25 protein-coding genes are annotated in these 22,189 nt (G+C 34.3%); 16 read left to right on the top strand and 9 right to left on the bottom strand.

Going from position 1 to position 22,189, the window contains the following annotated elements; translation table 11 throughout:
* Positions 1 to 74: 74 nt before the first annotated feature.
* The 3 genes from BFU36_RS01190 to BFU36_RS01180 are packed head-to-tail and all read left to right on the top strand — an operon-like array spanning position 75 to position 4,459.
* The gene (locus BFU36_RS01190) at positions 75 to 746 is read left to right on the top strand and encodes an ABC transporter ATP-binding protein (protein WP_069281577.1); all 672 of its coding nucleotides are present in this window, start codon (positions 75 to 77) and stop codon (positions 744 to 746) included.
* Positions 743 to 3,262, top strand: coding sequence for a hypothetical protein (locus BFU36_RS01185; RefSeq protein ID WP_231961207.1), 2,520 nt, complete (start codon positions 743 to 745; stop codon positions 3,260 to 3,262). The genes BFU36_RS01190 and BFU36_RS01185 overlap by 4 nt, the downstream gene beginning before the upstream one ends.
* A complete protein-coding gene (locus BFU36_RS01180) occupies positions 3,263 to 4,459 on the top strand; it encodes an FtsX-like permease family protein (protein ID WP_069281575.1) in 1,197 nt (398 codons plus the stop codon).
* Between the two features lie 31 nt (positions 4,460 to 4,490).
* On the opposite strand, the gene BFU36_RS01175 is transcribed toward BFU36_RS01180, so the two are convergent.
* On the bottom strand, positions 4,491 to 5,594 hold the full coding sequence (locus tag BFU36_RS01175) for a lipoyl protein ligase domain-containing protein (RefSeq protein ID WP_069281573.1): 1,104 nt from the start codon (positions 5,592 to 5,594) through the stop codon (positions 4,491 to 4,493).
* 1 nt (position 5,595) lies between these two features.
* Positions 5,596 to 6,042 (bottom strand): glycine cleavage system protein H, encoded by a 447-nt coding sequence (locus BFU36_RS01170; RefSeq protein WP_069281571.1) that lies wholly within the window; start codon positions 6,040 to 6,042, stop codon positions 5,596 to 5,598.
* A 154-nt stretch (positions 6,043 to 6,196) separates the two neighbouring features.
* Between BFU36_RS01170 and BFU36_RS01165 the strand changes: the two genes are divergently transcribed.
* Both BFU36_RS01165 and BFU36_RS01160 read left to right on the top strand, forming a co-directional pair.
* Positions 6,197 to 7,228 (top strand): MFS transporter, encoded by a 1,032-nt coding sequence (locus BFU36_RS01165; RefSeq protein WP_069281569.1) that lies wholly within the window; start codon positions 6,197 to 6,199, stop codon positions 7,226 to 7,228.
* An 8-nt stretch (positions 7,229 to 7,236) separates the two neighbouring features.
* Positions 7,237 to 7,515: a helix-turn-helix domain-containing protein gene (locus BFU36_RS01160; RefSeq protein ID WP_069284521.1), complete on the top strand. Its 279-nt coding sequence runs from the start codon at positions 7,237 to 7,239 to the stop codon at positions 7,513 to 7,515.
* On the opposite strand, the gene BFU36_RS01155 is transcribed toward BFU36_RS01160, so the two are convergent.
* Complete coding sequence (locus BFU36_RS01155; RefSeq protein ID WP_231961206.1) at positions 7,512 to 8,405, bottom strand: FAD-binding oxidoreductase; 894 nt, start codon at positions 8,403 to 8,405, stop codon at positions 7,512 to 7,514. The genes BFU36_RS01160 and BFU36_RS01155 overlap by 4 nt on opposite strands.
* 51 nt (positions 8,406 to 8,456) lie before the next feature.
* On the opposite strand from BFU36_RS01155, the gene purE reads away from it, so the two are divergent.
* The 3 genes from purE to BFU36_RS01140 are packed head-to-tail and all read left to right on the top strand — an operon-like array spanning position 8,457 to position 10,343.
* A complete protein-coding gene (purE, locus tag BFU36_RS01150) occupies positions 8,457 to 8,933 on the top strand; it encodes a 5-(carboxyamino)imidazole ribonucleotide mutase (RefSeq protein WP_069281565.1) in 477 nt (158 codons plus the stop codon).
* The gene (locus BFU36_RS01145; protein ID WP_069281563.1) at positions 8,905 to 10,002 is read left to right on the top strand and encodes a 5-(carboxyamino)imidazole ribonucleotide synthase; all 1,098 of its coding nucleotides are present in this window, start codon (positions 8,905 to 8,907) and stop codon (positions 10,000 to 10,002) included. Before purE ends, BFU36_RS01145 begins: the two co-directional genes overlap by 29 nt.
* Positions 9,999 to 10,343: a winged helix-turn-helix domain-containing protein gene (locus BFU36_RS01140; protein ID WP_069281561.1), complete on the top strand. Its 345-nt coding sequence runs from the start codon at positions 9,999 to 10,001 to the stop codon at positions 10,341 to 10,343. The genes BFU36_RS01145 and BFU36_RS01140 overlap by 4 nt, the downstream gene beginning before the upstream one ends.
* 4 nt (positions 10,344 to 10,347) lie before the next feature.
* Here the strand turns inward: BFU36_RS01140 and BFU36_RS01135 are convergent, their stop codons facing one another.
* Positions 10,348 to 10,872: a type 1 glutamine amidotransferase domain-containing protein gene (locus BFU36_RS01135; RefSeq protein WP_069281559.1), complete on the bottom strand. Its 525-nt coding sequence runs from the start codon at positions 10,870 to 10,872 to the stop codon at positions 10,348 to 10,350.
* A gap of 39 nt (positions 10,873 to 10,911) precedes the next feature.
* The gene (locus tag BFU36_RS01130; RefSeq protein WP_069281557.1) at positions 10,912 to 12,819 is read right to left on the bottom strand and encodes an APC family permease; all 1,908 of its coding nucleotides are present in this window, start codon (positions 12,817 to 12,819) and stop codon (positions 10,912 to 10,914) included.
* A gap of 263 nt (positions 12,820 to 13,082) precedes the next feature.
* Here BFU36_RS01130 and BFU36_RS01125 point away from each other — a divergent pair, with 263 nt between their 5' ends.
* The 4 genes from BFU36_RS01125 (at position 13,083) to BFU36_RS01110 (ending at position 15,621) form a co-directional block, all read left to right on the top strand.
* Positions 13,083 to 13,760, top strand: a complete 678-nt coding sequence (locus BFU36_RS01125; RefSeq protein ID WP_069281555.1) for a DsbA family protein — start codon at positions 13,083 to 13,085, stop codon at positions 13,758 to 13,760.
* Between the two features lie 13 nt (positions 13,761 to 13,773).
* Positions 13,774 to 14,145 carry a CBS domain-containing protein gene (locus BFU36_RS01120; RefSeq protein WP_409349233.1) on the top strand — a complete coding sequence of 124 codons (372 nt, stop codon included), beginning with the start codon at positions 13,774 to 13,776 and terminating at the stop codon, positions 14,143 to 14,145.
* Positions 14,146 to 14,190: 45 nt separating this feature from the next.
* Positions 14,191 to 14,766 carry a hypothetical protein gene (locus BFU36_RS01115; protein ID WP_069281551.1) on the top strand — a complete coding sequence of 192 codons (576 nt, stop codon included), beginning with the start codon at positions 14,191 to 14,193 and terminating at the stop codon, positions 14,764 to 14,766.
* An 81-nt stretch (positions 14,767 to 14,847) separates the two neighbouring features.
* Positions 14,848 to 15,621, top strand: a complete 774-nt coding sequence (locus BFU36_RS01110) for a CoA transferase subunit A (protein WP_083216335.1) — start codon at positions 14,848 to 14,850, stop codon at positions 15,619 to 15,621.
* On the opposite strand, the gene BFU36_RS01105 is transcribed toward BFU36_RS01110, so the two are convergent.
* Positions 15,596 to 16,324, bottom strand: a complete 729-nt coding sequence (locus tag BFU36_RS01105) for a CoA-transferase subunit beta (protein WP_409349227.1) — start codon at positions 16,322 to 16,324, stop codon at positions 15,596 to 15,598. The genes BFU36_RS01110 and BFU36_RS01105 overlap by 26 nt on opposite strands.
* 38 nt (positions 16,325 to 16,362) lie before the next feature.
* Between BFU36_RS01105 and BFU36_RS01100 the strand changes: the two genes are divergently transcribed.
* Positions 16,363 to 16,680, top strand: coding sequence for a hypothetical protein (locus tag BFU36_RS01100; protein WP_069281544.1), 318 nt, complete (start codon positions 16,363 to 16,365; stop codon positions 16,678 to 16,680).
* Here the strand turns inward: BFU36_RS01100 and trm10 are convergent.
* Both trm10 and BFU36_RS01090 read right to left on the bottom strand, forming a co-directional pair.
* Positions 16,662 to 17,594: a tRNA (adenine(9)-N1)-methyltransferase Trm10 gene (gene trm10 / locus BFU36_RS01095; protein WP_069281543.1), complete on the bottom strand. Its 933-nt coding sequence runs from the start codon at positions 17,592 to 17,594 to the stop codon at positions 16,662 to 16,664. The two genes, BFU36_RS01100 and trm10, sit on opposite strands and share 19 nt — an antisense overlap.
* Positions 17,591 to 18,661, bottom strand: a complete 1,071-nt coding sequence (locus tag BFU36_RS01090; protein ID WP_069281542.1) for a VWA domain-containing protein — start codon at positions 18,659 to 18,661, stop codon at positions 17,591 to 17,593. Before BFU36_RS01090 ends, trm10 begins: the two co-directional genes overlap by 4 nt.
* 54 nt (positions 18,662 to 18,715) lie before the next feature.
* Between BFU36_RS01090 and BFU36_RS01085 the strand changes: the two genes are divergently transcribed.
* Genes BFU36_RS01085 through BFU36_RS01075 form a run of 3 tightly spaced genes read left to right on the top strand, consistent with a single transcriptional unit; the run spans position 18,716 to position 21,312 of the window.
* A complete protein-coding gene (locus tag BFU36_RS01085) occupies positions 18,716 to 19,348 on the top strand; it encodes an FHA domain-containing protein (RefSeq protein WP_069281541.1) in 633 nt (210 codons plus the stop codon).
* Complete coding sequence (locus BFU36_RS01080) at positions 19,345 to 20,157, top strand: metallophosphoesterase (protein ID WP_197490539.1); 813 nt, start codon at positions 19,345 to 19,347, stop codon at positions 20,155 to 20,157. The genes BFU36_RS01085 and BFU36_RS01080 overlap by 4 nt, the downstream gene beginning before the upstream one ends.
* 9 nt (positions 20,158 to 20,166) lie before the next feature.
* Entirely contained in the window at positions 20,167 to 21,312 is a 1,146-nt protein-coding gene (locus BFU36_RS01075; RefSeq protein WP_069284518.1) for a VWA domain-containing protein, read from the top strand.
* On the opposite strand, the gene BFU36_RS01070 is transcribed toward BFU36_RS01075, so the two are convergent.
* Positions 21,299 to 21,877: a hypothetical protein gene (locus BFU36_RS01070; protein WP_069281540.1), complete on the bottom strand. Its 579-nt coding sequence runs from the start codon at positions 21,875 to 21,877 to the stop codon at positions 21,299 to 21,301. The two genes, BFU36_RS01075 and BFU36_RS01070, sit on opposite strands and share 14 nt — an antisense overlap.
* Positions 21,878 to 22,189 lie beyond the last annotated feature (312 nt).

The following is a 22,189-nucleotide window of genomic DNA, read 5'->3' as shown; positions in this document are numbered from 1 at the left end:
CAGCTTACCTTTTTAAATTTATATAGCAACGAATTTGGAAAACACGTATAAACTTTCATGTAATACAAAAACATATGATAAAGTTAGAGAACGTCACTAAAATTTACATGGGTAATGTTAAAACAGTTGCATTGAGAGATATTAATTTAACTATAAGTGAGGGCGAATTTTTAGCTATATTAGGACCTTCTGGTAGCGGAAAATCAACGTTACTGTCAATAATAGGTACGTTGGATAGACCTACTACTGGTAAGGTGTATATTTATGACAAAGACATAACTACACTGGATGATAATGAGGTATCAAAAATTAGGAATGAATATATAGGATTTGTTTTCCAGAACTTTAATCTCATCTCAAGATTAACCATACTTGAGAACGTTGAGTTGCCATTAATTGCAAGAGGGGTTAGTAAGAGTAAAAGGGAAGAGATAGCAATGGAAGCGTTAAAACTTGTTGGCCTAGATGGTTATTATAAGAAAAGGCCTAATGAGCTATCAGGTGGTCAGCAACAAAGAGTCGCGATAGCTAGAGCTTTGGCTCAAAATCCTAAGGTATTGTTAGCTGATGAACCAACTGGAAATTTAGATAGTGTTAATGCTAAGAATATCATGGAGATCTTCAAAAAGGTAAATGACGAGTTTAACACAACTGTTATTGTGGTAACTCATGATAGAGAAGTAGCTAGTTATACAGAGAGAAAAATTTACATTAGAGATGGTAGAATTATTGGTGAAGAAAATTGAGAAAAATTATGACAGTATTTCTGATCTCTTTCTTGCTAACATCACTTATCATAACTAGTAATATAGTTTATGGTCAGACTCCAGTCGTTTCTTCATGGGGTTGGGGGACTCCTCAAAATCCTATAAAAGCTTACCCAGGCTACAATGATACACCATTTTATGTTCTCATCTCGTTACCCTTAGGCTATCAAGTAGTTTACGCTTATCTCAGTTTATATGGTACTCCAATAACGTCAGAAAGTGGGTCATCGTTAGCCTATGGTTCAGTAACCTCATCTTCCTTATCTACTACCACTCAAATAACATTTTTCTTAAACATTAATCAGAATGCTAAACCTGGTACCTATAATGTTCCGTTAACTGTGGTATATCAAAATGCAATTACTGGAGCTGAGAGCCAAGTTACACAGACTATAACTATTCCTATATACAATGTTACTTTTCCAATACTTCAGCAAGTTTTTTGGGGAACTACTCAGCAAGTAACATTTGCTCAAGTAGGTGAGGGATTGATACCATTGACCTTCGTAGTTTTTAATCCAACTGCAGATCCTATGATTAATGTTACCCTTAACGTTTTCTTACCGAATGGTATTTATTCTCAAACGAATAATCAGCATTTAAGTGTAAAAATTTCAGCTTTGCCACCCGGTCAGCCAGAATTAACTACTGTAATCGTTAATGTCAGTTCTCAAATTAAACCTGGAGTATATAATTTGACTTATGAGATATGTTTCACTGATTTTCTAGGTTATTGGCATAAAGACTATGCAAATCAAACTACTTCCATAGTAGTTTATCCTTTAGCTAAGCTGTCAGTATATTCTAATCCCATTTATGCTATTCCAGGCAACACTGTAACCCTTTTGGTAAAAATTTCGTCTAATGTAACAAGTTTTGTATACTCTGTTAAACCAATTCCTCCTAGTGAAGTCTTACTTCCTATTAGTTCAAATTTTACTCCATCAGTAATACAGCCTGCGAAAAATGTAGTATTTTACTTCAATTTTTACGTGATACAAGACGTATTACCCTCAATTTACCCGATTCCCATAGAACTAAATTATTCTGCATTAGGTAGCTCCTTTAGTTACGTCTACTTGTCTTACATTAAAGTTTATTATAACGAGTCTCCGCAAATAGCCGAGACAGCGTGGAATACTACTGTCACGCCTTTTCCCGGCATTGGGGTTATGCCCTTAACTTTATACGTGTATAATCCCTTACCTTATCCTATAACTGGTGTTAACATAACCTATAACTTCCCTAGTGGAATAATTCCTCTACAGCCCTATGTTTTTTTGCCGGGGATTCCACAATTTCAGATGATACCAATAACCATACCAGTTGAGATAACTCCTAACGCCTCCATAGGTGTGCTAAATTACACTTATAGGATAAGTTATAATGGCGATCAAGTAGTAGATGGATTAAATAATATTTACGTTTTACCACCTTCTCCAGTAATTGTTGAATTAAATAAGACCATAGTAAGCCAAGGTGGTTATGATGTTTTACCATTAAAGGTAATTAATTTAGGAGCTGAATATGTTTACAACTTGAACGTTGTTTTGTTAACTCAAGGTCTGGAGATGATAGCATCTTTTAATAACACTATCCCATTTCTTAAACCAAATTCTTCTATCACTCTGTATTACACAATTTATGCTCCACAAGATCTACCTCCTGCAGTATATCCACTATTAATAAAACTGTATTATGTTTATTTCACATCTAGTATTGTTAGAACTTTTACTATACCCATTTCAGTAGTGTCTTCTCAAAACATTTTGTTGGTTAATTTATTGAAGACTAGTGTATATTATGACACTAATAATACTGATGTGATACAAGTAGTTAATCTTGCAAACTATAGCTTATATAATGTTCAGATTAGCTTGAATTATGCTTCCCAAGAGATTTACTTATCAACTAGTAAAATTTACATTCCTTTCTTACCCCCTCACTATATTTACACTCTTCCCGTATACATTATACCACAAATTCCTGAAACTACTTCAATACCTATTAATATATTAATGAGCTATATTGTAAATAGCACTACTCAAACATATCAAGATGTAATAAACTTGCTAAGCACGGGTTTTGTTAAAATGGAGATAACGCAAGTTTCAGCTCAAGTCGTCAATAATAGTGTAGTTATAAGTGGCGTTCTAATAAATACTGGCTCTCAGAGTGCTCAATTTGTGACAGTTTACTTGAACAATTATACTTCATTGTACATTGGTAGTGTGCCCCCCAATAGTCCTACACCTTTCTCCTTCACCTTATCATTACCTCCGGGGAGGTATACCTTTAATGTATCCGTGACCTATGAAAATCAATTATATCAACCTAATTTAACTTACTACGCCTTTTCCTATATAGCATCGTATCCAATTACTTCCAGTAATAAAAGTTCCTTTAACGTCACAATTAGCGTAGTTTTAGCGGCGGTAATTATGATCCTTATTTCCGTAATAATATACTTAAGCCTTAGGAAGAGGGGAATTTAAATGAAGATTGTAGATTACATTTTTTATGCCCTTAGCTCCTTAAGGGAGAGAAGACTAAGGGCTATTCTAACTATTCTGGGCATAATTGTAGGACCGGCTACAATCATATCCATAAATTCTATGGTTTTAGGTTATTCACATTCTATAATCGGTGAAATATCAAATTTTCTTTCCCCATATGATATTATCGTAACATCTACCGGTAGAGGAATTTCATTATCCGATTACGTTGTTTTACAGTTACAAAATATAATAGGCGTTAAGATGGTTATACCTTTCTATTCTTTTCCTGCACTTATACGAACTTCTACTGGTTTTGAAGGTGCTACAATTTTCTCAGTAAATATTAACCAGTTAAAAATGGCAGCTCCTGCAATTAGTTTAGATACTGGATACCTCCCTACCGTTAACGTTCCTTATGAGGCTGTTATAGGATATCAATTAGGCAGCAATCAAGGTGGTTATACTCCAATAAAACCTAATCAAGTGGTTCAGGTTATAGTATTTAATGGTGGAGAGAATTTTACTAAAAACTTTATCATAACCGGAGTACTTAACGAATATGGTAGTTTTCTAGGGGTAGATATAGATAAGTCTATAGTTGTCCCTCTTTCCTTTGGTAGGACTCTATCTAGCACATATACTGGCGTTATTATTATAGTTAATTCGTTAAGCGAGATTAATTATGTAGTTAATCAGATAAAACAGAAATTTGGAGACGCGTTGGATGTAGTAGTTGCTGAAGAGTTCATACAATTAATTCAAAATACTTTGCAATCCTTGAATAGTCTATTAATATCAGCTGGAGCAACTTCGTTCATAGTCTCTTTCATGGGAGTAAGTACTACTATGTTTACTACAGTGGTTGAGAGGACTAAAGAGATTGGAATATTAAGGGCTTTAGGATTTACTAGGAATGATGTTTTATTTATCTTTTTATGTGAAGCTGGAGTTATGGGATTTATAGGTAGTGTGCTGGGATTAGGTTTAGGCTCTTTAGTGTCTTTTGTTTTAACCGTTGAGCATTTTGGTTTAGGATTTAGCTTTTTAAAGGGTCTTTCAGTAACTCCAGTTTATTCGCTTTCATTCATGTTAGAAGCATTAATTTTCTCTACTTTCTTAAGTATCCTAGCAGCTTTAACTCCAGCATATAGGGCCTCGAGACTAGATCCTAATAAGGCAATAAGATACGAATAGTATAATTTTTTCAGAGTTACATGCTAAAAATTTATATAATCTCTTGGATCTCCGGTTTACTGAAAATTTCCTTTATAGCATTTACTAAATCTTCCTCTGTGAATCCAAAAATCGTAGGTTTCTCTTTTCCAAAGATTTCATGAATTATGCTCTTAACTCTATCTACATTAGCTTCCATTCCCTTTAGACTATCTTCTAAAGTTTCTATGAAGTTCTTAGGATTCATTACGAAGAAGTCGCCAGAAATGGATATCTCATCTATTCTTTTATTTACAATTTTTAACGTTATTCTTAATAATTTTCTAGCTTTGTAATCAATGTGACACAAAGCGACTGCAGAAGAGATCTTCACACATCTCTCAGTATGTAATTCAGGATGTCTATTATCTTTATAATAAATCCATTCTTCATTAGCTTTTTCTTTAGCTAACTTCTCCCAAAGCTCTATCTCTTCAATACTTAAGGTAGTCTCTTCAAACTTTATCCCTAACCTCTTTTCAAATGCCTCTTTTAGCTTTCGATTAATTTCATCTCTAGTAGGAATATACCCTAATTCTTTTTCCATAGATGTTAACCAATCACTCATATCCTTAGCCATTTTGTCCCTAAACTTCTCTGATGGGACTCTAATGCACTTACTAATTAGATCTACATCAAGTTTTAATAATATATTTCCAGTTATTACTACGGCTTTACCGTATGTCATCGCCCCATTTCCGCTTATTTTCTTTCCGTTCACAACAATATCTTGCTCTCTTAAGTTAGCATTAAGCCCATATGACCTCAATACATCAACTACCGGAGTTAAGAATTTCTCATATAGTTGCATTGGGTTTTTAGGAGCATCCTCTTCTCTTATAACAATGAAGTAATCGTGCTCCCCTGGAGTAATTACAACTGTACCTCCACCTAGATCGCGTCGCACAACGGGTATTTTCATCTTTCTGGTGAAATCTAAATCTACTTCCAGCCAGACTTCTTGATGTAATCCTACGTTAACGAAAGGCTCTTTAGCGTAAAAAAGTAAAAGTGTATTTTTGCTAACACCCTTAGATACGTAATCAGCTACTGCGACAAACGAAGTAATCATATGATAGCCGTCTTGAGGAGGTAAAGTAATATACCTCCATTGCATCTTATAGCCTCTTACAAGTTAATTTCTCAGAAGCAATCAAATCTTTTAATTTTTGTATTGCTTGAGGTCCAGTTTGTAATTGTTTGATTTCTTCTGGATTACTCATCTTCATTTTTACTAGCCAACCTTTATTATATGGATCTTGATTTATAACTATTGGGTTCTTTTCAGCCTCGGCGTTAACATCTATTACTTCTCCAGTAACTGGAGCTGGCACTGGTCCAGCCCACTTACCACTCTCCATAGTAGCTACTGGTCTACCTCTTTCTACCTTAGTTCCTTTTTTCTTTATTCTTACCTTTACAATCTTTCCTGCCATAGTTTGTGCTAAGTCAGTTATTCCTACTACAACTACATCTGAACCTTCTAATCTTGCCCACACAGTATTTTTACCTTCTATGTAATAATATAGATTTTCTGGTATTTCACAATTCGACTCTACTACCATGTTGATCTTATTTATATTACTCTAGTTGACTAAAAAAGTTTGCTTTCTAAAGCACATATGATAAAAATGAATTATAAGTTCTTAATTGTCTTTACTGATTTTCTCGATATAAAGAACAAAGTTTTATAGGTTTTATTTTTCTTCCAAAAACTCGATGAGTAATAATGAGAGGAAACTTATATCGAGTTGGCTTATTTGGAGTTGCTCATATTACCTTTACTATCCATTTCTTTCAATATACTTCTCTCAGTTCGTCAGTGAATCAAAGATAAGTTTACTATATTTAAGTTTTCAAGCAATTTCTTTGCCTTATCCAATTATAGGAGCATGGCTCTATAAGTATAATAGAAAATTACCAGTCATTATAGGTATGATTATAGGAGGATTAGGACTAATTCTTTTACCTTTTTCAAAAAATTTGTATGAAATGGTAATATTTATGGCATTAAATTATCTCTTCTACTTGTCGCTACCATCATTTTATTCATTTATGTCAGAGGAGGGACAAGGTGTAATAACCAAAATATGGTCAATCTCTATAATTCCCTCTTTAATAATGCCTTCAATAGCTGGTCTTATAGCTCAGTATCTAGGTCTTAGATTACTCTTTATAATTTCTGGAATAATTTTTTCCTTAGCGTCAATACCTGTTTTAAAAATAGGCTCTAATAAGGTGTTAATAGGCGAATCATCGATAAAAATGAGTATATCTCTATTATTTATATTATTATTAATACTGCCAATTGCGATATCCACTCCTTACATTTACCTAGCTGTTTACCTTAGATTTAACTTGTCCAAAATTGAGTTAGGTGTGATTGTGACTATTGCAGAGATCCTAGGTATGATATTTAGCTATATTTCATCAAGATATATAAAGGATGGTAAATATCTTCTTTCTTCGTCCCTCATCCTCTTTTCATTAATATCTCTCTATGACTTCTCTCCATTTTTTGCAATATTTTTTGGTATGTGGGAGGTTATAGTTCCGTTGAGCTTAGAACTTTATACTCCTAGAAGAAATGTAGTTAGTGATTATGCAATAACAATAATTATTCAAAGTATTGGATGGCTTATGGGATATGCTATAGATTATCTGTTCGGCAATGTGAGGATTTTATTAGTAACAAGTAGTATCGTAGCTTTTTTATCGGCGTTCATAGTTTTAATTAGTTTAAGGAAGTGAATGAGAAGATGAATATAAAAGAATTAGCAATATTGACAGTCCTCTCAGAAGGAGAATTAAGCGTGAAGGAAATAGAGGATTATGTTAATATACCAAGAAGGGATCTAGTAAAAAGTATAAGAAGATTGGAGAAAAGAGGATATATACAAACTAAAGCATATATTGGAGACGACGTAATAGTTGAGATAACAGAGTATGGCATGGAGGTTCTTTATAAAAATTTTGTTTATCTAAAAAATTTGGTGATTGAAATGGAGAATGTTTTGTGTACTAAATTTGATTGTTAGTTAAATATATTATAGAAGTCAAATATCCTCTTAAATTTATAATATAAAGGATGAGGCTGATTTTTTGGGTAGTATTTATACTCCTTTAACAACGATTCATCAGTAACATAAACTTTAATCAAATTAACACCATATATTCCATAGAGATAATAAGGTGAAACATTATTGATTATTGAAATTATGTCATTAACGAAATCACTTATTTCTACTACGTAACTATTCTTATCTGACTCCTCAGATATAATTGGAATTCCCTCGTCTTTGATGTATCCTCTCAAATCGTGTTCAGCTATGTAAGAAGAGTGAAGCCTAAACACTTTCTCACTACCGTCATACTCAACAAGTAGCGCCAAAGGCTTTAGTGATATTAACTTTTTGATTCTCTCTTTAAATTCTTCCTTATCCTTAATCTCTTTCTCGTATAAGAATACTTTTTCTGGCTTTTTATATAGTTTCATTTCAGCTCTAGTAATTACCCCAAGAATCCCTTGAGAGCCTATCACTAACCTCCACCTAATTTTTCCCAAAGGCGTTATGAAGTCCACTGACTCAGAGAAATCCCACGGGGTACCGTAGGCAGTGGAGAGTGTCGAAAATTCATTCAAAGCCAATAAACCTCCGATTGTTCCATCGTAAATTGTCGGTAAAATTAGATCCTTACTTAACGCCTCTTCCCTTATCTTTTCTACGCTCGCTCCAGCCTCAGCCAAAAGTTTATTTCCTTTTATCTCAAAATTATTTAAATTTAAGGTGCTAATTACTAAATCACAATTTAATTCTCTCCTTAAGTGTCTTCCTAGACCTCTTATTCCTACTTTTTTGTTCTCCATCTTTGCTTGAATTAGTGCCTTGTAAATTTCCTCTTCACTATATGGCCTTAACTCTAACATATCTATTATCTTAATCAGAAAATTATTTAACCCTAATACCCAATTCTCCTTATGCCTAAAGTAGCCGTAATTATGGGTAGCAAAAATGATTGGGAGTATATGAGGGATGCGATAGATGTGTTAAAACAATTTAACGTGGATTATGAAGTGAGAGTTGTGTCAGCCCATAGAACACCAGAATTTATGATGGATTACGCTAAGCAGGCTTCAAGTAGGGGAATAGAGGTAATAATTGCAGGAGCTGGAGGTGCTGCACATTTACCCGGAATGGTCGCGTCTTTAACTCAGTTACCGGTGATCGGAGTTCCTATTCCGTCCAGAAATCTGAATGGCTTAGACTCCCTTCTATCCATAGTTCAAATGCCTTATGGTACTCCAGTAGCTACTGTAGCTATAGGTTCCTCAAAGAACGCTGCTCTTTTAGCTATAAGAATTTTATCAATAAAATATAAGGAATTGGAAGAAAAGATGAAAAGGTTTATGGAGGAGATGAAAAATGATGTCCTCAATACTAGATTGGAAGCCTAAAATTGGCATATTAGGAGGTGGACAATTAGGCTGGATGATGATATTAGAGGGAAGAAAATTTCCGTTTACATTTTACGTCTTAGACGATGATAAAAGTGCACCAGCATGTAAGATTGCTGATAAGTGTTTCACCTCAAATGAATACAAGGAATTTGTAGAGAATTCTGACATTGTAACTTTTGAATTTGAGCACGTGAATGAAAAGGCTTTAGAGTATGCAGAAGAAAAAGGTAAATTATTTCCCGCTATAAGGAGCGTAGAACTAAAGAGAGAAAGATATAAAGAGAAATTATTTTATAGGGATCACGGATTACCAACTCCTAAGTTCTTCGTAGCGGAGGATGGACAAGAGGCGTTGAAAATACTGAGAGAGAATTTTAATAATATTGGTGTGATAAAGGAGTCCCAAGGAGGATATGATGGTAAAGGTCAATATTTTATTAAAGGAGATGTCGAAAAATATGAGTTTCTTAAACAGAAGAAAGTGAAGATGGTAGTTGAGGAATACGTTAATTTTGACTTTGAGGCTTCTGTAATTATTACGAGGGATAGAAAGGGTAGAGTAGCATATTATCCACCAACTTATAATTATAATGAAAAGGGGATTTTAGTATATAATTATGGGCCATATAACAATAAGGAGATAATAGATTTGGCTATACGTTTAGTTAATGAGCTGGATTACGTTGGGACATTAGGGCTGGAGGTATTTGTGGCTAATGGGAAGGTACTAATTAATGAATTTGCCCCTAGGGTTCACAATACTGGACATTACACCCTTGATGGTGCTCTCATTTCTCAGTTTGAACAACATTTAAGAGCTATTTTAGGTATGAGTTTAGGTCCTACCGATGTTTTGTGCCCTAGCGGTATGATAAATATCTTGGGAACTGATAAGATACCTCCTGAAGTTTTAAATTATGGTAAAGTCTACTGGTATTCTAAGTCAGAGGTTAGAAAGAGGAGAAAGGTAGGTCATATAAATATTGTTGGGAATAACCTTGAAGAAGTGAAGCAAAAAATTGATAAAATTATGCAACTAATTTATCCTAATGGGTTAGATTTATGAGATTCAGATTTAAAATTTGGATAGAGACTGAAGAGGGCAAACCACTAATTGGAAAAGGAGGAGTTAAACTATTAAGAGCAGTCGAGAGTACTGGCTCTCTCTCTAACGCATCTAAAAGTGTTGGTGTATCGTATAAATTTGCTTGGGAATATGTGAAGAGGATAAACGAAATTATGAATAACTCAATAGAGATGAGAAAAGGCGGAAAAAATGCCGGAGGATCTAAAGTTAGTGATAAACTAGATAAAATACTAAATCTTTATGAAGAAGCTGAAAAAGAAATTTCAGAGACTTTAGAAAAATATAACAAAAAAATTAATGAAATTCTACAGCAGGATTAAGAATCTATTTCAAACTTTTTAACGCCTTAATTAACGTTGACGTGAAATAAGGTAAATCGCTTGGGTTTCTTGATGAGATTAAATTATCGTCTACGACTACTTTATCATCTATATAAATTCCTCCAGCAGCTATTACATCGTCCTTTATTGATACAACAGACGTTAATTTTCTTCCCTTTACTAAGTTAGCTGATATTAATATTTGAGGACCATGACAAATAGCCGCTACTGGCTTCTTCAGCTCGAAGAAGGCTCTGGTTATATTTTTAACTTCTTCTATTGTTCTTATCCTCTCAGGTCCTCTTCCACCTGGCAGAACTAACGCCACATAATCTTCTGGTCTGACTTCCTTGAACGAGATATCTGATACTAAAGTGTATCCGTGCTTTCCAGTAACTTTTGCATTAGTTTCCTTCCACGCTATAACTGGTTGAAAACCTTCCTCAATTACTCTATAAAACGGATACAATACCTCTATATCTTCAAACTCTTCTCCAACTAAAAATAATACCTTTTTCTGATTTGACATAATAGAAAAGAGAAGATAAAAAAGATAAACTTTTCTCTTTTAGGGGCTCTCCGTTTGTTCTTTTATTATACTTTCTATCTCGTCTGTTCTGAAACCACTGTAGACCGCGAAGAAATAAAATGCTAACCCCACTATTGCCATTACTATAGTGTCGTATGGGAATGGTATTGGAGCAGACGTACCTAACGGACCGAATCCTCCAAAGAAACTTAGAATGTAAGTTGCTAGTATCAAGAAAATTACCCAGAATCCGCTCTTTATATACTGTCTTCCTTTATTATTGACCGTGGTATAACCTACAATTGTCGGAATTACTAGCATTCCTAAGAAACCTAAGAAATATAATAGGAAGCTTCTGATTAAATCACCAGTTGTTGCAGAAGATGCAGTAATGATGTTGACGTATCCAAAATAAGCTAATCCAATATTTGCAAGTAACTGTGCTATGCCTAATCCAATACCTAAACTTCTATTCATACCTAACTCCCTAACTGCATAATACATCCAGAAAATGGGTACGCCTATGAATAATGCTGAGAACACATAGTAAAGTGTAGTAAAACCAGACCAGTATGGAATTAGTATAGCAGCTATTGTAGCTATTGGAGCTATTACGCTTGCTGCCGGTACTTTAATAGTTCTCTTCAGATCTGGGGCAGTTCTCCTTAAGGTCTGTAATCCAATACCACCCATAATGTATGTCAACACAGTAGCTGAAGAGATGAAGCCTACTAAAAGATACCAACTTGGGAATGGCAATAGGAAAATGAAACCTAAAATTAAAGATGCTATTAGTGACCATATGGGTATTCTATACTTATTTAATGTAATGAAGAATTTGGGAAAGTAACCATCCATTGATATTCCGTAAAACGTTCTAGTCGTAGTTCCTATGTAAATTAGACCAGTTCCGCTAGGAGAAATTACCGCGTCTATAAGTAATATGTAGCCCCAATAAATCAGAGCAGCTAGGCTTAGTGCCTTTCCAGCAGCCGTAATTTCGCTATAAAATGGTCCAGTTGACCAAGGACTTGAGAGTAAAGCTGTCCAATTCCCCGGAGTCGTAATACCAGCCGCTTTCCAATCTATAGCTCCTATAAATGATACTTGCAATAGTGTGTAAATTACGATAGCTATTAGTAATGCGAATATTACTGCTCTTCCAACATCTCTCTGTGGGTTTTTGGCTTCGCCTGCATATTCCACGGCCTGTCTGAATCCTAAGTAAGCGAACACTATACCTGTTGAAGGTATTGCGTAAAGCATCGCAGCCGGACCTACTATTCCAGAGCTGGCATATGCTACATTACTAGGAAATAACCCTCCATACGCGGTAAAGTTCTTTGCATTGAAGGCTGAGAATAATAGTAAGAAAGTTATCGTGGGTATTATCAGTTTCCAAGCTGTTATTCCAGAGTTAGTTTTTCCCAGCACTTTTATTCCAAAATAATTTATAAAAAATAATATTATTAGCAATAAAGTAGCTAATCCTACTCCTGGTAAAGTTAAAATAGTTATCGAAGCACCGTTGACAGTAGTAGTAGTCGTTAGTACGCTAGATAATGAGGGACTAATAGAAGTTATATATTCTATTGCAGCCTCAGCCTCAATAGCAGGCACTGTCATAGCTGAAAGTAAGTATAAGAAGCCTAGGATATAGCCAGTATAACTTCCGTGCGAGTAATGTGGATATCTTACTATTCCACCTGTTTTAGGGACTGCACTTCCTAGTTCAGCATAGGCTAATCCTACGAACATTACTAAAATTCCTCCAATTATCCATGCTAGTACTGCAGAGGGGCCTGCAACGGCAGCGGCATCGAGAGATGCAAACAACCATCCAGAACCTATTATGCCTCCTAATGATAAGAAAGTAAGATCTAGCAGATTTAGTTCTTTCCTTAATAACTTATCAGCTTCTGCTGAGACTTTACCCCCTTGAGCCATAATATTAAAGTTGTATAAATGTTTTTAAATTTTGCCGATTATATGTTTATCTTTTATATTCAATTAGTTCAAGATTTAATACAATTGTCATATACTAGCCACGTAGGTTTAAACGAATATTATAATACTTCTCATTATTTATTGTTATTAAAAATAAATTTCTACAAAAATATTTATTTAATTCAAAAATTAATGACATAATTTAAGGGGGAACTAAAGTTTTAATAGTCTATTAAACCATTCTGACAATAAGGTGGCATAAGATGGTTGTAAAAATAACGTTTTTCCATGATGTCTTATGTCCGTTTTGCTTCGTCACATCAAGAAGACTTAGGAATATCACGAAGGAATTTAAGAGCGATGTAATTGTAAAGCATAAAGCTTTCATGATCATATCCTCGTTAGAGGATCTTAAGGCAGCTGCTCCTACTGAAGAAGAAGCTAGGGAGATATTTAGACAAGAATTTTCGATAGTTAAAAGATATTATCCAGATTATGATCCAGATAAGGTGATAAATAAAGGTAAAATAACCTGGGTTTGGTCTCTTCCACCATTAGTAGCCTGCAAGGCTGCTGAGTATCAAAAGGGCGATTTAGGGTATTGGGACTACTTTGATAGAGCTCAAGAGAAGTTCTTTTTAGAGGGTGAAAACGTTAATGATGAGAGCGTATTAATCGAGATAGCAAAAGAGGTAGGTCTAGATATAGAGAAGTTTAAAGAAGATATTAACTCTAAAAGGGCTAAGATGTCGGTATATGAGGATGAGGCTGAAGCCCACGCTATGGGCATAAGAGGAGTACCAGCTTTACTAGTTAATGATTACTGGTTAATTAGAGGTGTGCAAGAAGAGGATTATATTCGAAATGTTATAGAAGATTTACTATTAAATGATGGACAGCCTAAAAAAGTCAAACTAAAAGCTTATTGGGAACAAAGTTAATATATACTATATGATGAAGAGAACGGTAAAGGAGTTTATGTCTACTCCCGTTTTTCAAGTAGAAGAGAACACTTCGCTTCAAGAAGTGTGTAAATTAATGCTGGAAAGAGGAGTGGGGTCGGTAATAGTATCTAAAGATGGAGTTCCTAAGGGAATATTTACAGACAGGGATGCAGTGAAGGCAATATCCATGGGTTTAAGTTCTTCTGATCCAGTAATTTTAGCATCCACTACCAATATAATCACAATTGATGAGGAAACTGATGTTTATGATGCCCTTAAAATTATGGCTAATAATAAGATTAGACACTTACCAGTTAAGAATAAGGAGGGAAATATAATAGGTATGTTTGCAATAACGGATGTTCATAAGGCACTACTCTAAAATTCTAGCTAAAAATATTTATTAATATACATAAATATTAGTCTTGTGAAAGTTGGAATACTGATGGATGCTAAAGGGAATTTAACTAATCTAATTAATGCGGTAAAATTAGATATCTTTGACGGCTCAAAAGAAACTCTTTCTCTAGCTTATGGAAAACTGTCTGAAATGCCTAGATTAGATGTAATAGTCGGTAGCAATTTTTTACAAGGAGAAGTGTTAATATTAAAGAACTATGCTGATCTCGTGATAGATAATAATAAGGTTACTGAGGTAAAGCCTATCCTATTGCCTTTCCGTAAGGAGAAGGCTATTTACGTAGGATATTATGGAGACTCATCTTCAATATCCTATAAAAACGTGATTTTCACTGTACCTTTTCCGTTTAGGGATTCCTCTATTGATTCTGCGGTAATCTTTGAGGTTATTGACCTAGATTTAGTAAGGGAAGTGCATAGAGTACTTAAGACTAATTCTAAGGCATACTTGGTTTTAAGAGATGTAGTATTTGGTGGAATAAATCCAGTTGAAGGTATAAAGAGAATATCAGCAAAATTCAAAGTTGTTAGAGTCAAGGAGAAGGAAGGTTTTTGGATAATAGAGGGAGTTAAGATAAAATAAATTGTATTAAGTTGGACGTTCGGAATTGTTTATTCCTTAACGAAGGCATTAAGTATTAATCTTAGGGAAACTAAATAGATAATGATAGTTATGGACAATAATAAGATTATTACTTTAGATGAAGCAGTTAATCTAATTAATAATGGAAATTCTATCACTACAAGTGGAATATCAATTCATAGGAATCCTATGTCATTCATCTACGCAATGATAAAGACCGGGATACGTGATCTTTATTTCATTGATCGAGAACCTGGTTTCGGGTTAGAGGTGCTTCTGAAATATAATGCCATAAAAAAGCTTAGAATAGCGATGTCTACTCTAGAATGGTTTTCAAGCATTCCTAAAAATTTTAGAAAAATGATTGAAAACAAAGAAGTTGAATTATTAGAAGATACTTGCGGAGCATTTATAGCGGGTATTAGAGCTGGGGCTTTTGGAGTTCCATTCATGCCAGTAAGAGGGATAATAGGATCTGATCTCATTAAGCTTCATGAAAAAGAGGGTACTTGGAAGGTAGTTGAAGATCCATTTAATAATCAAAAAATAGTCTTAGTGAAGGCAATCACTCCAGACGTGGCAATTATTCATGTTAATAAGGCAGACGAGGAAGGAAATGCAGAGATTTTGGGTCCCCTATATGAAGATGTTTATAAGGCTAAGGCTTCAAAAAAAGTCATAATAACAGCTGAGGAAATAGTTCCTAGATCATACTTTTTCGGGAGGAGACCGACAATTAATGGCATATACGTTACTGCCGTAGTACATTCTCCAAACGGAGCTTATCCAACTAGTATGTTTCCCTTATACGATGCAGATTATGAGAAAATCATTGATTTTCTAGAGCACTTCTGAGCTGATAAGGATCCATATCGTTAATGAATTTTAAGTCTCTTTCTTCCAAACTTATTAGCTCCATTTTACCTTTTTCTACACCGAATTCAGTATTTTCTACTATCTTGTCATAGGAGCTCCATGGGTATATCCCATCAACGTACCATTTCTTGCTTTCTCTATCATACCTTAATATCCCTAAATTAGTAACCACGTAAACTAAGTTGTTTGAGAATTTAGCTGTCCCCGTTATGAAATCCACTTTCTTTACCAAGCTCCTTTTATTATGCTTTAAATTCCATAAAATAGCTTTTTTGACTAGGGGTAGAATGAAGGCAGTTGCTGCTCCGCCAGGTAATCTTGTGTTAGGTTTATCATAATTTCCAATAACTGAAAGATTAACATTGGTTTCTTCATCTATTTGAGCAGGACCTAAAAACATTACATCTAACTTTCCTTTTTGAGCTAAATCAAAGGAATCTGCTGTAATTATTACTGGAGAGGACTCTACAAAAAATGGATTTCCAGTTGATGGTGATAAAATTACTTTCTGCGGGTTTTGTGCTTCAGCTACTCCAATAATTCTAATCTTTTTCCCATAGAGATCCCTAGCCATAAAACTTCCAATTAAAGCAGGAATGGAATTTAACCCTATATAAACTAACTCTCCATCTCGTAAAAGCGTGGAAATGGCTTTTATCACATAATCTATTGTGTAAGTCATCAGTTAATTTTTAAGTGATATTAGAATAAATATTATTGATGTCTAAAGTATATAAAATAGGCGAGTATTATCTAGCTGGAGTAGAGCATGTAATTCCTGGATATTTTCAAGATGTAGTTTTCGTTTATAAAAATAACAATAACTGGATTAGTGTGAGTGCAGAGAGGTTCAGAGCGAATAATCCTGATATAGAGAAGGTAAAGGAGGCAGTAAAATATGCTACTCATGAGGATGATTTAAAGCAGGCTATTGAAAATTTGAAGAAGATGGGAATTAAGATAGAGGAGATACAAAATATTCCTTTCCCAAGGAAGCTTATTGAAGGGAAGAGGAAGATTCAAGAAGAAATAGATTGATTTTTGAATTTGCTTTTTCTTAAAGCAAAGTTAAGAATTCTTTGGTCTACTTTAAGCCAAGAAGCTAGCTCTCTAGCTTTCTCCAAATTCAATTCATTCATTTTATTTATTTCTGTAACTAATCTATTTAGTTTATCAGCGTTTGATTGTGATAATATTATAGCATCTTCTAATGATGATCCCGTAATAGTATTAAGAACTATCTCAACAATCTTGTTTATCCTATCCGGAACTCCCACGATTGATCCCCTTAAAGTTATTTTTACTTGAGGCAAATCGTCGTAACCATATTTTTTTGCCAAGAGAGTAGTAGCGTTCTTATATCTTCTTCCCTTGTCCACTATACCTCCTATTATGAAAAATTTACTGTTCAATATTATACTCTCATTAGCGATTATATCTCCATATGGATTTAGAACAATAGTTTTCTCCTTAGGGATTTGATTAATCGTATAAACCTTATTTTTAACCTCTAACGAGAAGAATTCAGGTTTATTGAATAACTTTAAATTTAAATCACTTAGGTAATGTCTAATCGTTACTAAAGTTAGTTTAATCTGCTCTAATAAGCTTATTTTTTCTTCCTCAGTATGTTCTTTAAAAAGTCCCAGATCAATAATAAATTGAGGCTCTAATGGGACTATTTCTTCCTTAATCTTTATCTCTCCGCCTTTACTGGTAACATAATTTGTCTTAGCCTCGCCATTTCCCGCGAGTATCTTTACTTTCTCCTCTTCAGAAACTATCCACCCTTTTTCCTCCTTTTTCAGTAAACCGTAGTTATATATCAGCATATTAATAGCAATCGACTGTAAATATCCCGTCTTGAAAACTTTCTTTAGCCTAGTTACTTTCAATGAGTCAATACCTAGCTCATCTCTTAAGTATTTGCCAAACGCCTTGCCTAGTATCATGACCTCATCTTTTTAGTTACTTCTGATAAATCAGCTTTTTTATCACTTCCTAATTTTTCAGTCTGTTCAATCAGATCGGACCTTCTCGTCTCCTCAGCGATTTGTCTCAGTTGATTAAGTATTCTAGTAGTGTCCTTGCCAGAGACTAAAGCCTCTGTGTATTCCCTCAAGAGTCTATAATATCTAATCGTCAATAATACGTCCCTATTGATGTGACTTTCCACAATTTGAGTATTTCCTCTTTGAATAACAACGCTCTTAGTTTCGTTTTTTTGCTGATTATCTACAGGATCAATATAAGTTATTGTAAAGAAAACAGTGAAAGCAGTGTTGCCTGGAGGGATCACAAGGCTCCCATATATTGATGTTAGTTTATCTATTATCGGTAGTCTTATTGGTAAATCATAATTATAAGGTATAAATCCTTGTGGCGTTATGAATTGCAAATTATATGCATAAGCTGAAGTAGATCTCTCTTTCTCAAATACGTTAGGTAGCTCAGAAGTATTCTGAATATGATAGAAGTTTCCAGCACTTTTATCAGCTAATTTCTTAAGTATCTCTTCATTGTAATCCTTACCTATCCCTATTGTAATGATTTGGACGTTTTGGGGAATGTCCAGTTTTTCGTAATCTTTAACGTTTCTCTTATCTGTTGGTTTACCATCGGTTAGCATTATTATTTTAGTGGGGACTTGTGACTGCTTAGCTAGATTTAAGCTGAATGAAATAGCCTCGTGTAACCTGGTTGTGTAACCCTTACCTACATCAAAATTAACTGCGCTTCCGGTAGGTCCTTGGTATTTTATCTCGGGATGATTAGAGAAAGCTATTATAGTTACGAAATTACCTGGGGGCAAATCACTTAAAAGCTTTTTTGCTGATTCAACCGCTGTACTAAGTTTTTCCCCTTGCATCGAAGGGCTGTTATCTATCATAATGATGTAGTGTGTATTTCTCGTGATTGCTGTCTTCTCTGGCGTTATATAAATTACGAAGCCCACTTCTGTTGGTCTGTCAGTATATGCGTAATCATGTGTTTGCTTTACGTTAAGTGTTACAGTCATGTCAAAAATATTATAACAGAAATTTTTAAGTACTATTACTCGATTTATACAAACATGACATGGAAATGTCCAGTTTGTGCGTATGAAAACGCTGATGATTCATTGTTCTGTATAAAATGCGGTACTAAGAAACCTGAAGAGGCTGTTGCTCCCCAACAACCAGCTCAACCGCAAGTTTCCTCTCAGCAACCGGAATCTATTCAGCAACCAACAACACAACAAAGCCAAGTTGAAATTTCTCAACAGCTACAAGTCGAATCTCAACCTTCTCCATCTCCGCAAGCTCCAGCCCAATCTCCTACCCCAGAACTTTCCACTCAACCATCTGTTCAGCAGCCTCAAGTAGCAGTCCCTCAACCATCTAAATATTATTTGTTGTTCATAAATACTCCAAATTCGGCATTCAACAAGACTAAATTACCCTTAGACTTTGATATCTTTCCCTCAATTTCATTAGGGAGAAGTCCAGAAAATGTAATAGTTATCCCTGACCCTGAAGTTTCTAGAAAGCATGCAGTTTTAAGCCTAGAAAATGGAGAGTTGTATATAGAGGATTTGAATAGTACGAATGGAACCTATATTTATGATGGTAAAATGTTTCAACCCATAAAGGGTAAGGTTAAGATTCAATCTAACTCAATAATAAAGTTAGGTAACAATACAGTAGTCAGAATTGTGGGAGAATGAGTTTGATTGAGCTAGACGAAATCAAGAGCATTGTAAATAAGGCTCTAGAAATATTTCAATCGTTTGAATCCCCTTTTCTAGGAACAATTGAAGTAGATGGTAATGTAGCATTCGTAGGGGATACACATGGCGCAATTGATGTCACAAGCCAAGTTTTTTCTGATATTGCAGATAAGGTTGACAAGGTAGTTTTTCTTGGGGATTACGTTGATAGAGGGGAGGATCAGTTAGGTAATTTGAAACTTATATTACAAAAATTGATTGAAAATAAGGAGAAATATATAGTGCTAAGGGGAAATCATGAGAGTCCATTAACAAATGAATATTATGGCTTTAAGAAGGAGATTAGTAACAAGCTGGGTGAAGAAAATTACAATATGTTTATAGAGTTATTCTCTTATATGCCCTACGCAGTTGTAGTTAATAATTATTTTTGCGTACACGGAGGAATAGCTTCGGGGCTTGAAAAAGTAGAAGACATAAAAAAGCTACCTAGGCCAGACGAGATACCTAACGATCCTATAGCATTCCAGCTACTTTGGAACGACCCGAGAGAAGGATTAGGAGATTTAGATTTTTTGCCTAACATAAGAGGTGAGGGAACTTATTATTTCGGAGAAAGAGTAGTAGAGGATTTCTTAAAGAAAAACTCGTTAAATGGGATAATTAGGGGTCATGAAGTAGCGGATGGATTTAGAGAAGATATGAATGGGAAAGTGATAACAGTTTTTTCAAGTAGGTATCATAAAATGAGAGCAGGTGTTTTAATTTTAAAAAAGGATGGAAAAATGGATAAGATTTATCTATAGGTGGGTAAGATGACTCTCTCATTAAGGGTAAATACTAGTCACAAGTATTCGTATAATGCAGATGTTAGGTATGTCTTTAAAGTTTTATTAGTTCCGGAAAAATTGGGGTCAGCGTCTGGCTTTCATTACATTATAGTGTTGGATACTAGTGGGTCAATGGCTGGATATAAGATAGAATTAGCAAAACAAGGTGCAATTGAGCTATTTAAACGTATACCTAAAGGGAATAAAGTTTCATTCATAACTTTTTCCTCAACAGTTAATGTAGTTAAGGAATTTGTTGATCCATCTGATATGACTGAGGAGATACAGAATATAAGCGCTGGAGGTCAGACCGTTCTTTATACAGCATTACTCAGTGCAAACAATATTGCTAAGAAATATAACATTCCTGCTTATATATTGTTATTGACGGACGGTAATCCGACTGATGAAACCAACCTGGATAACTATCTTAAAGTGAAATATTATGATAGGCTTCAGATTCATTCCTTTGGTGTTGGTGATGATTATAATGAACAACTACTCCAAAAAATTAGCGATAAAACGGGAGGAGTAATGTATCATGTATCTGATCCCTCAGAGATCCCACAAAAGTTGCCCCAGAAAGCCGTAACCCAAATAGCGGCAAAAAATGTTACAGTTGACATAACTTCTGAAGGGGCAGTAAAACTATTGAATTATGCTAGTCTGCCGGTTAAGATTAATGGAATAGAAAATGTAGTAAAGATTCTAGGGGAGACCATATTGCCAGCAAACTATGAGGGAAACTTCCTAACAGTAAGAGTAACTTATGAAGATCCCGTTACAAGTAAGCAAGAGTCACTATTGCAAGTAGTTCAAGTTAGGAAAGCTACTGACCAAAACACGTTTGTTTCCTCTTTAGATGAGGATTTATTAAATGAGTATAGATACTATGAGCTCTTAGACAAATACGCAAAGCAAGTTCAAGCAGAACAATTAGTAGAAGCTACTAGAACTTTAACACAAATGAACCAAATAGCTCAACAAACTAGGAGACTTGACTTCATAGAGACTACCAGAAGACTCTCAGAGAACTTAGAGACAACTAAAAGGTTAGGCTCAATAGAACAGACTAAGAGACTATCAAAAGAGGTAACTAGTGAAGTGACAAGAAAGCTTAGGGAAGGATAAGTGGGTTTTGATAGTAATCAACGTCAACTATTTTCACTTTTCCTCTCTTCCTAATTTCTCTATAATCTGATGCATTTACAATAGTAGGCAATGTGGAAATGTCAAGACCTAATTCTTGTTTTATAAATTCTATTGTTTGTGAAATCAATTCTTCTTTTCTATTTGTTGTAACGATTGGAATATCGTTCACTACTAGGAGTTTAGAAGGTTTATCATTCTTTAATCCTAAAAAGTTAATAATTGGTTGCATTACTTTCTCGTTTCCCATACTTTTTCTCGTAGCCTTGATATATATTAATATCTTTTCGGCATCTTTAAGTGATTGTAAGGAATAGTTATCATTAAAATTACTCTTCTCTATAATATACTTATAATTTGGATAGAAACTGAAATTGATTCTAGGCCTAGAAAGTACAATTAGTTTTCTAATAATTCTTCCATTTACATCTAAAGAGATATACGTAGGGAAGTCTTCAGCGAAGATTTCTATGAACTCGTATGTTGTAGCTACGTAGGCTGTTTGGGAACTGATGATCGATGAGATATCAATTCCGTTTAATTTCATATTTATATATACTTCTTTATGATATTTAATAGTTTCTTTTTTATCGTTGATTTTTTTGAACAAATAGCTGATCTATCATTATATATTTTGCTATATAATTAAAAACTTTTTAATAGAGACCGTCAATAAATTTGCATAGATAATGGTAAAAAGATACTACATGATATTATTATGTGTTTATAGTAATTCAGTCTTTATAATTAAAATATTTTATATATTTATCTAAATATCTACATTTTTATATTTTATAAAATAGATAGAAAAATTCAATTCACTCTTGTCCGAAAGCCCATTGATGAATTTAATCATTTT

Origin of the sequence: Sulfolobus sp. A20 (assembly GCF_001719125.1) — an archaeon.
Taxonomy (GTDB): Archaea; Thermoproteota; Thermoprotei_A; order Sulfolobales; family Sulfolobaceae; genus Saccharolobus.
Note: the sequence above shows the minus strand (reverse complement) of the source record. Positions and strands in the feature narration are given on the sequence as shown.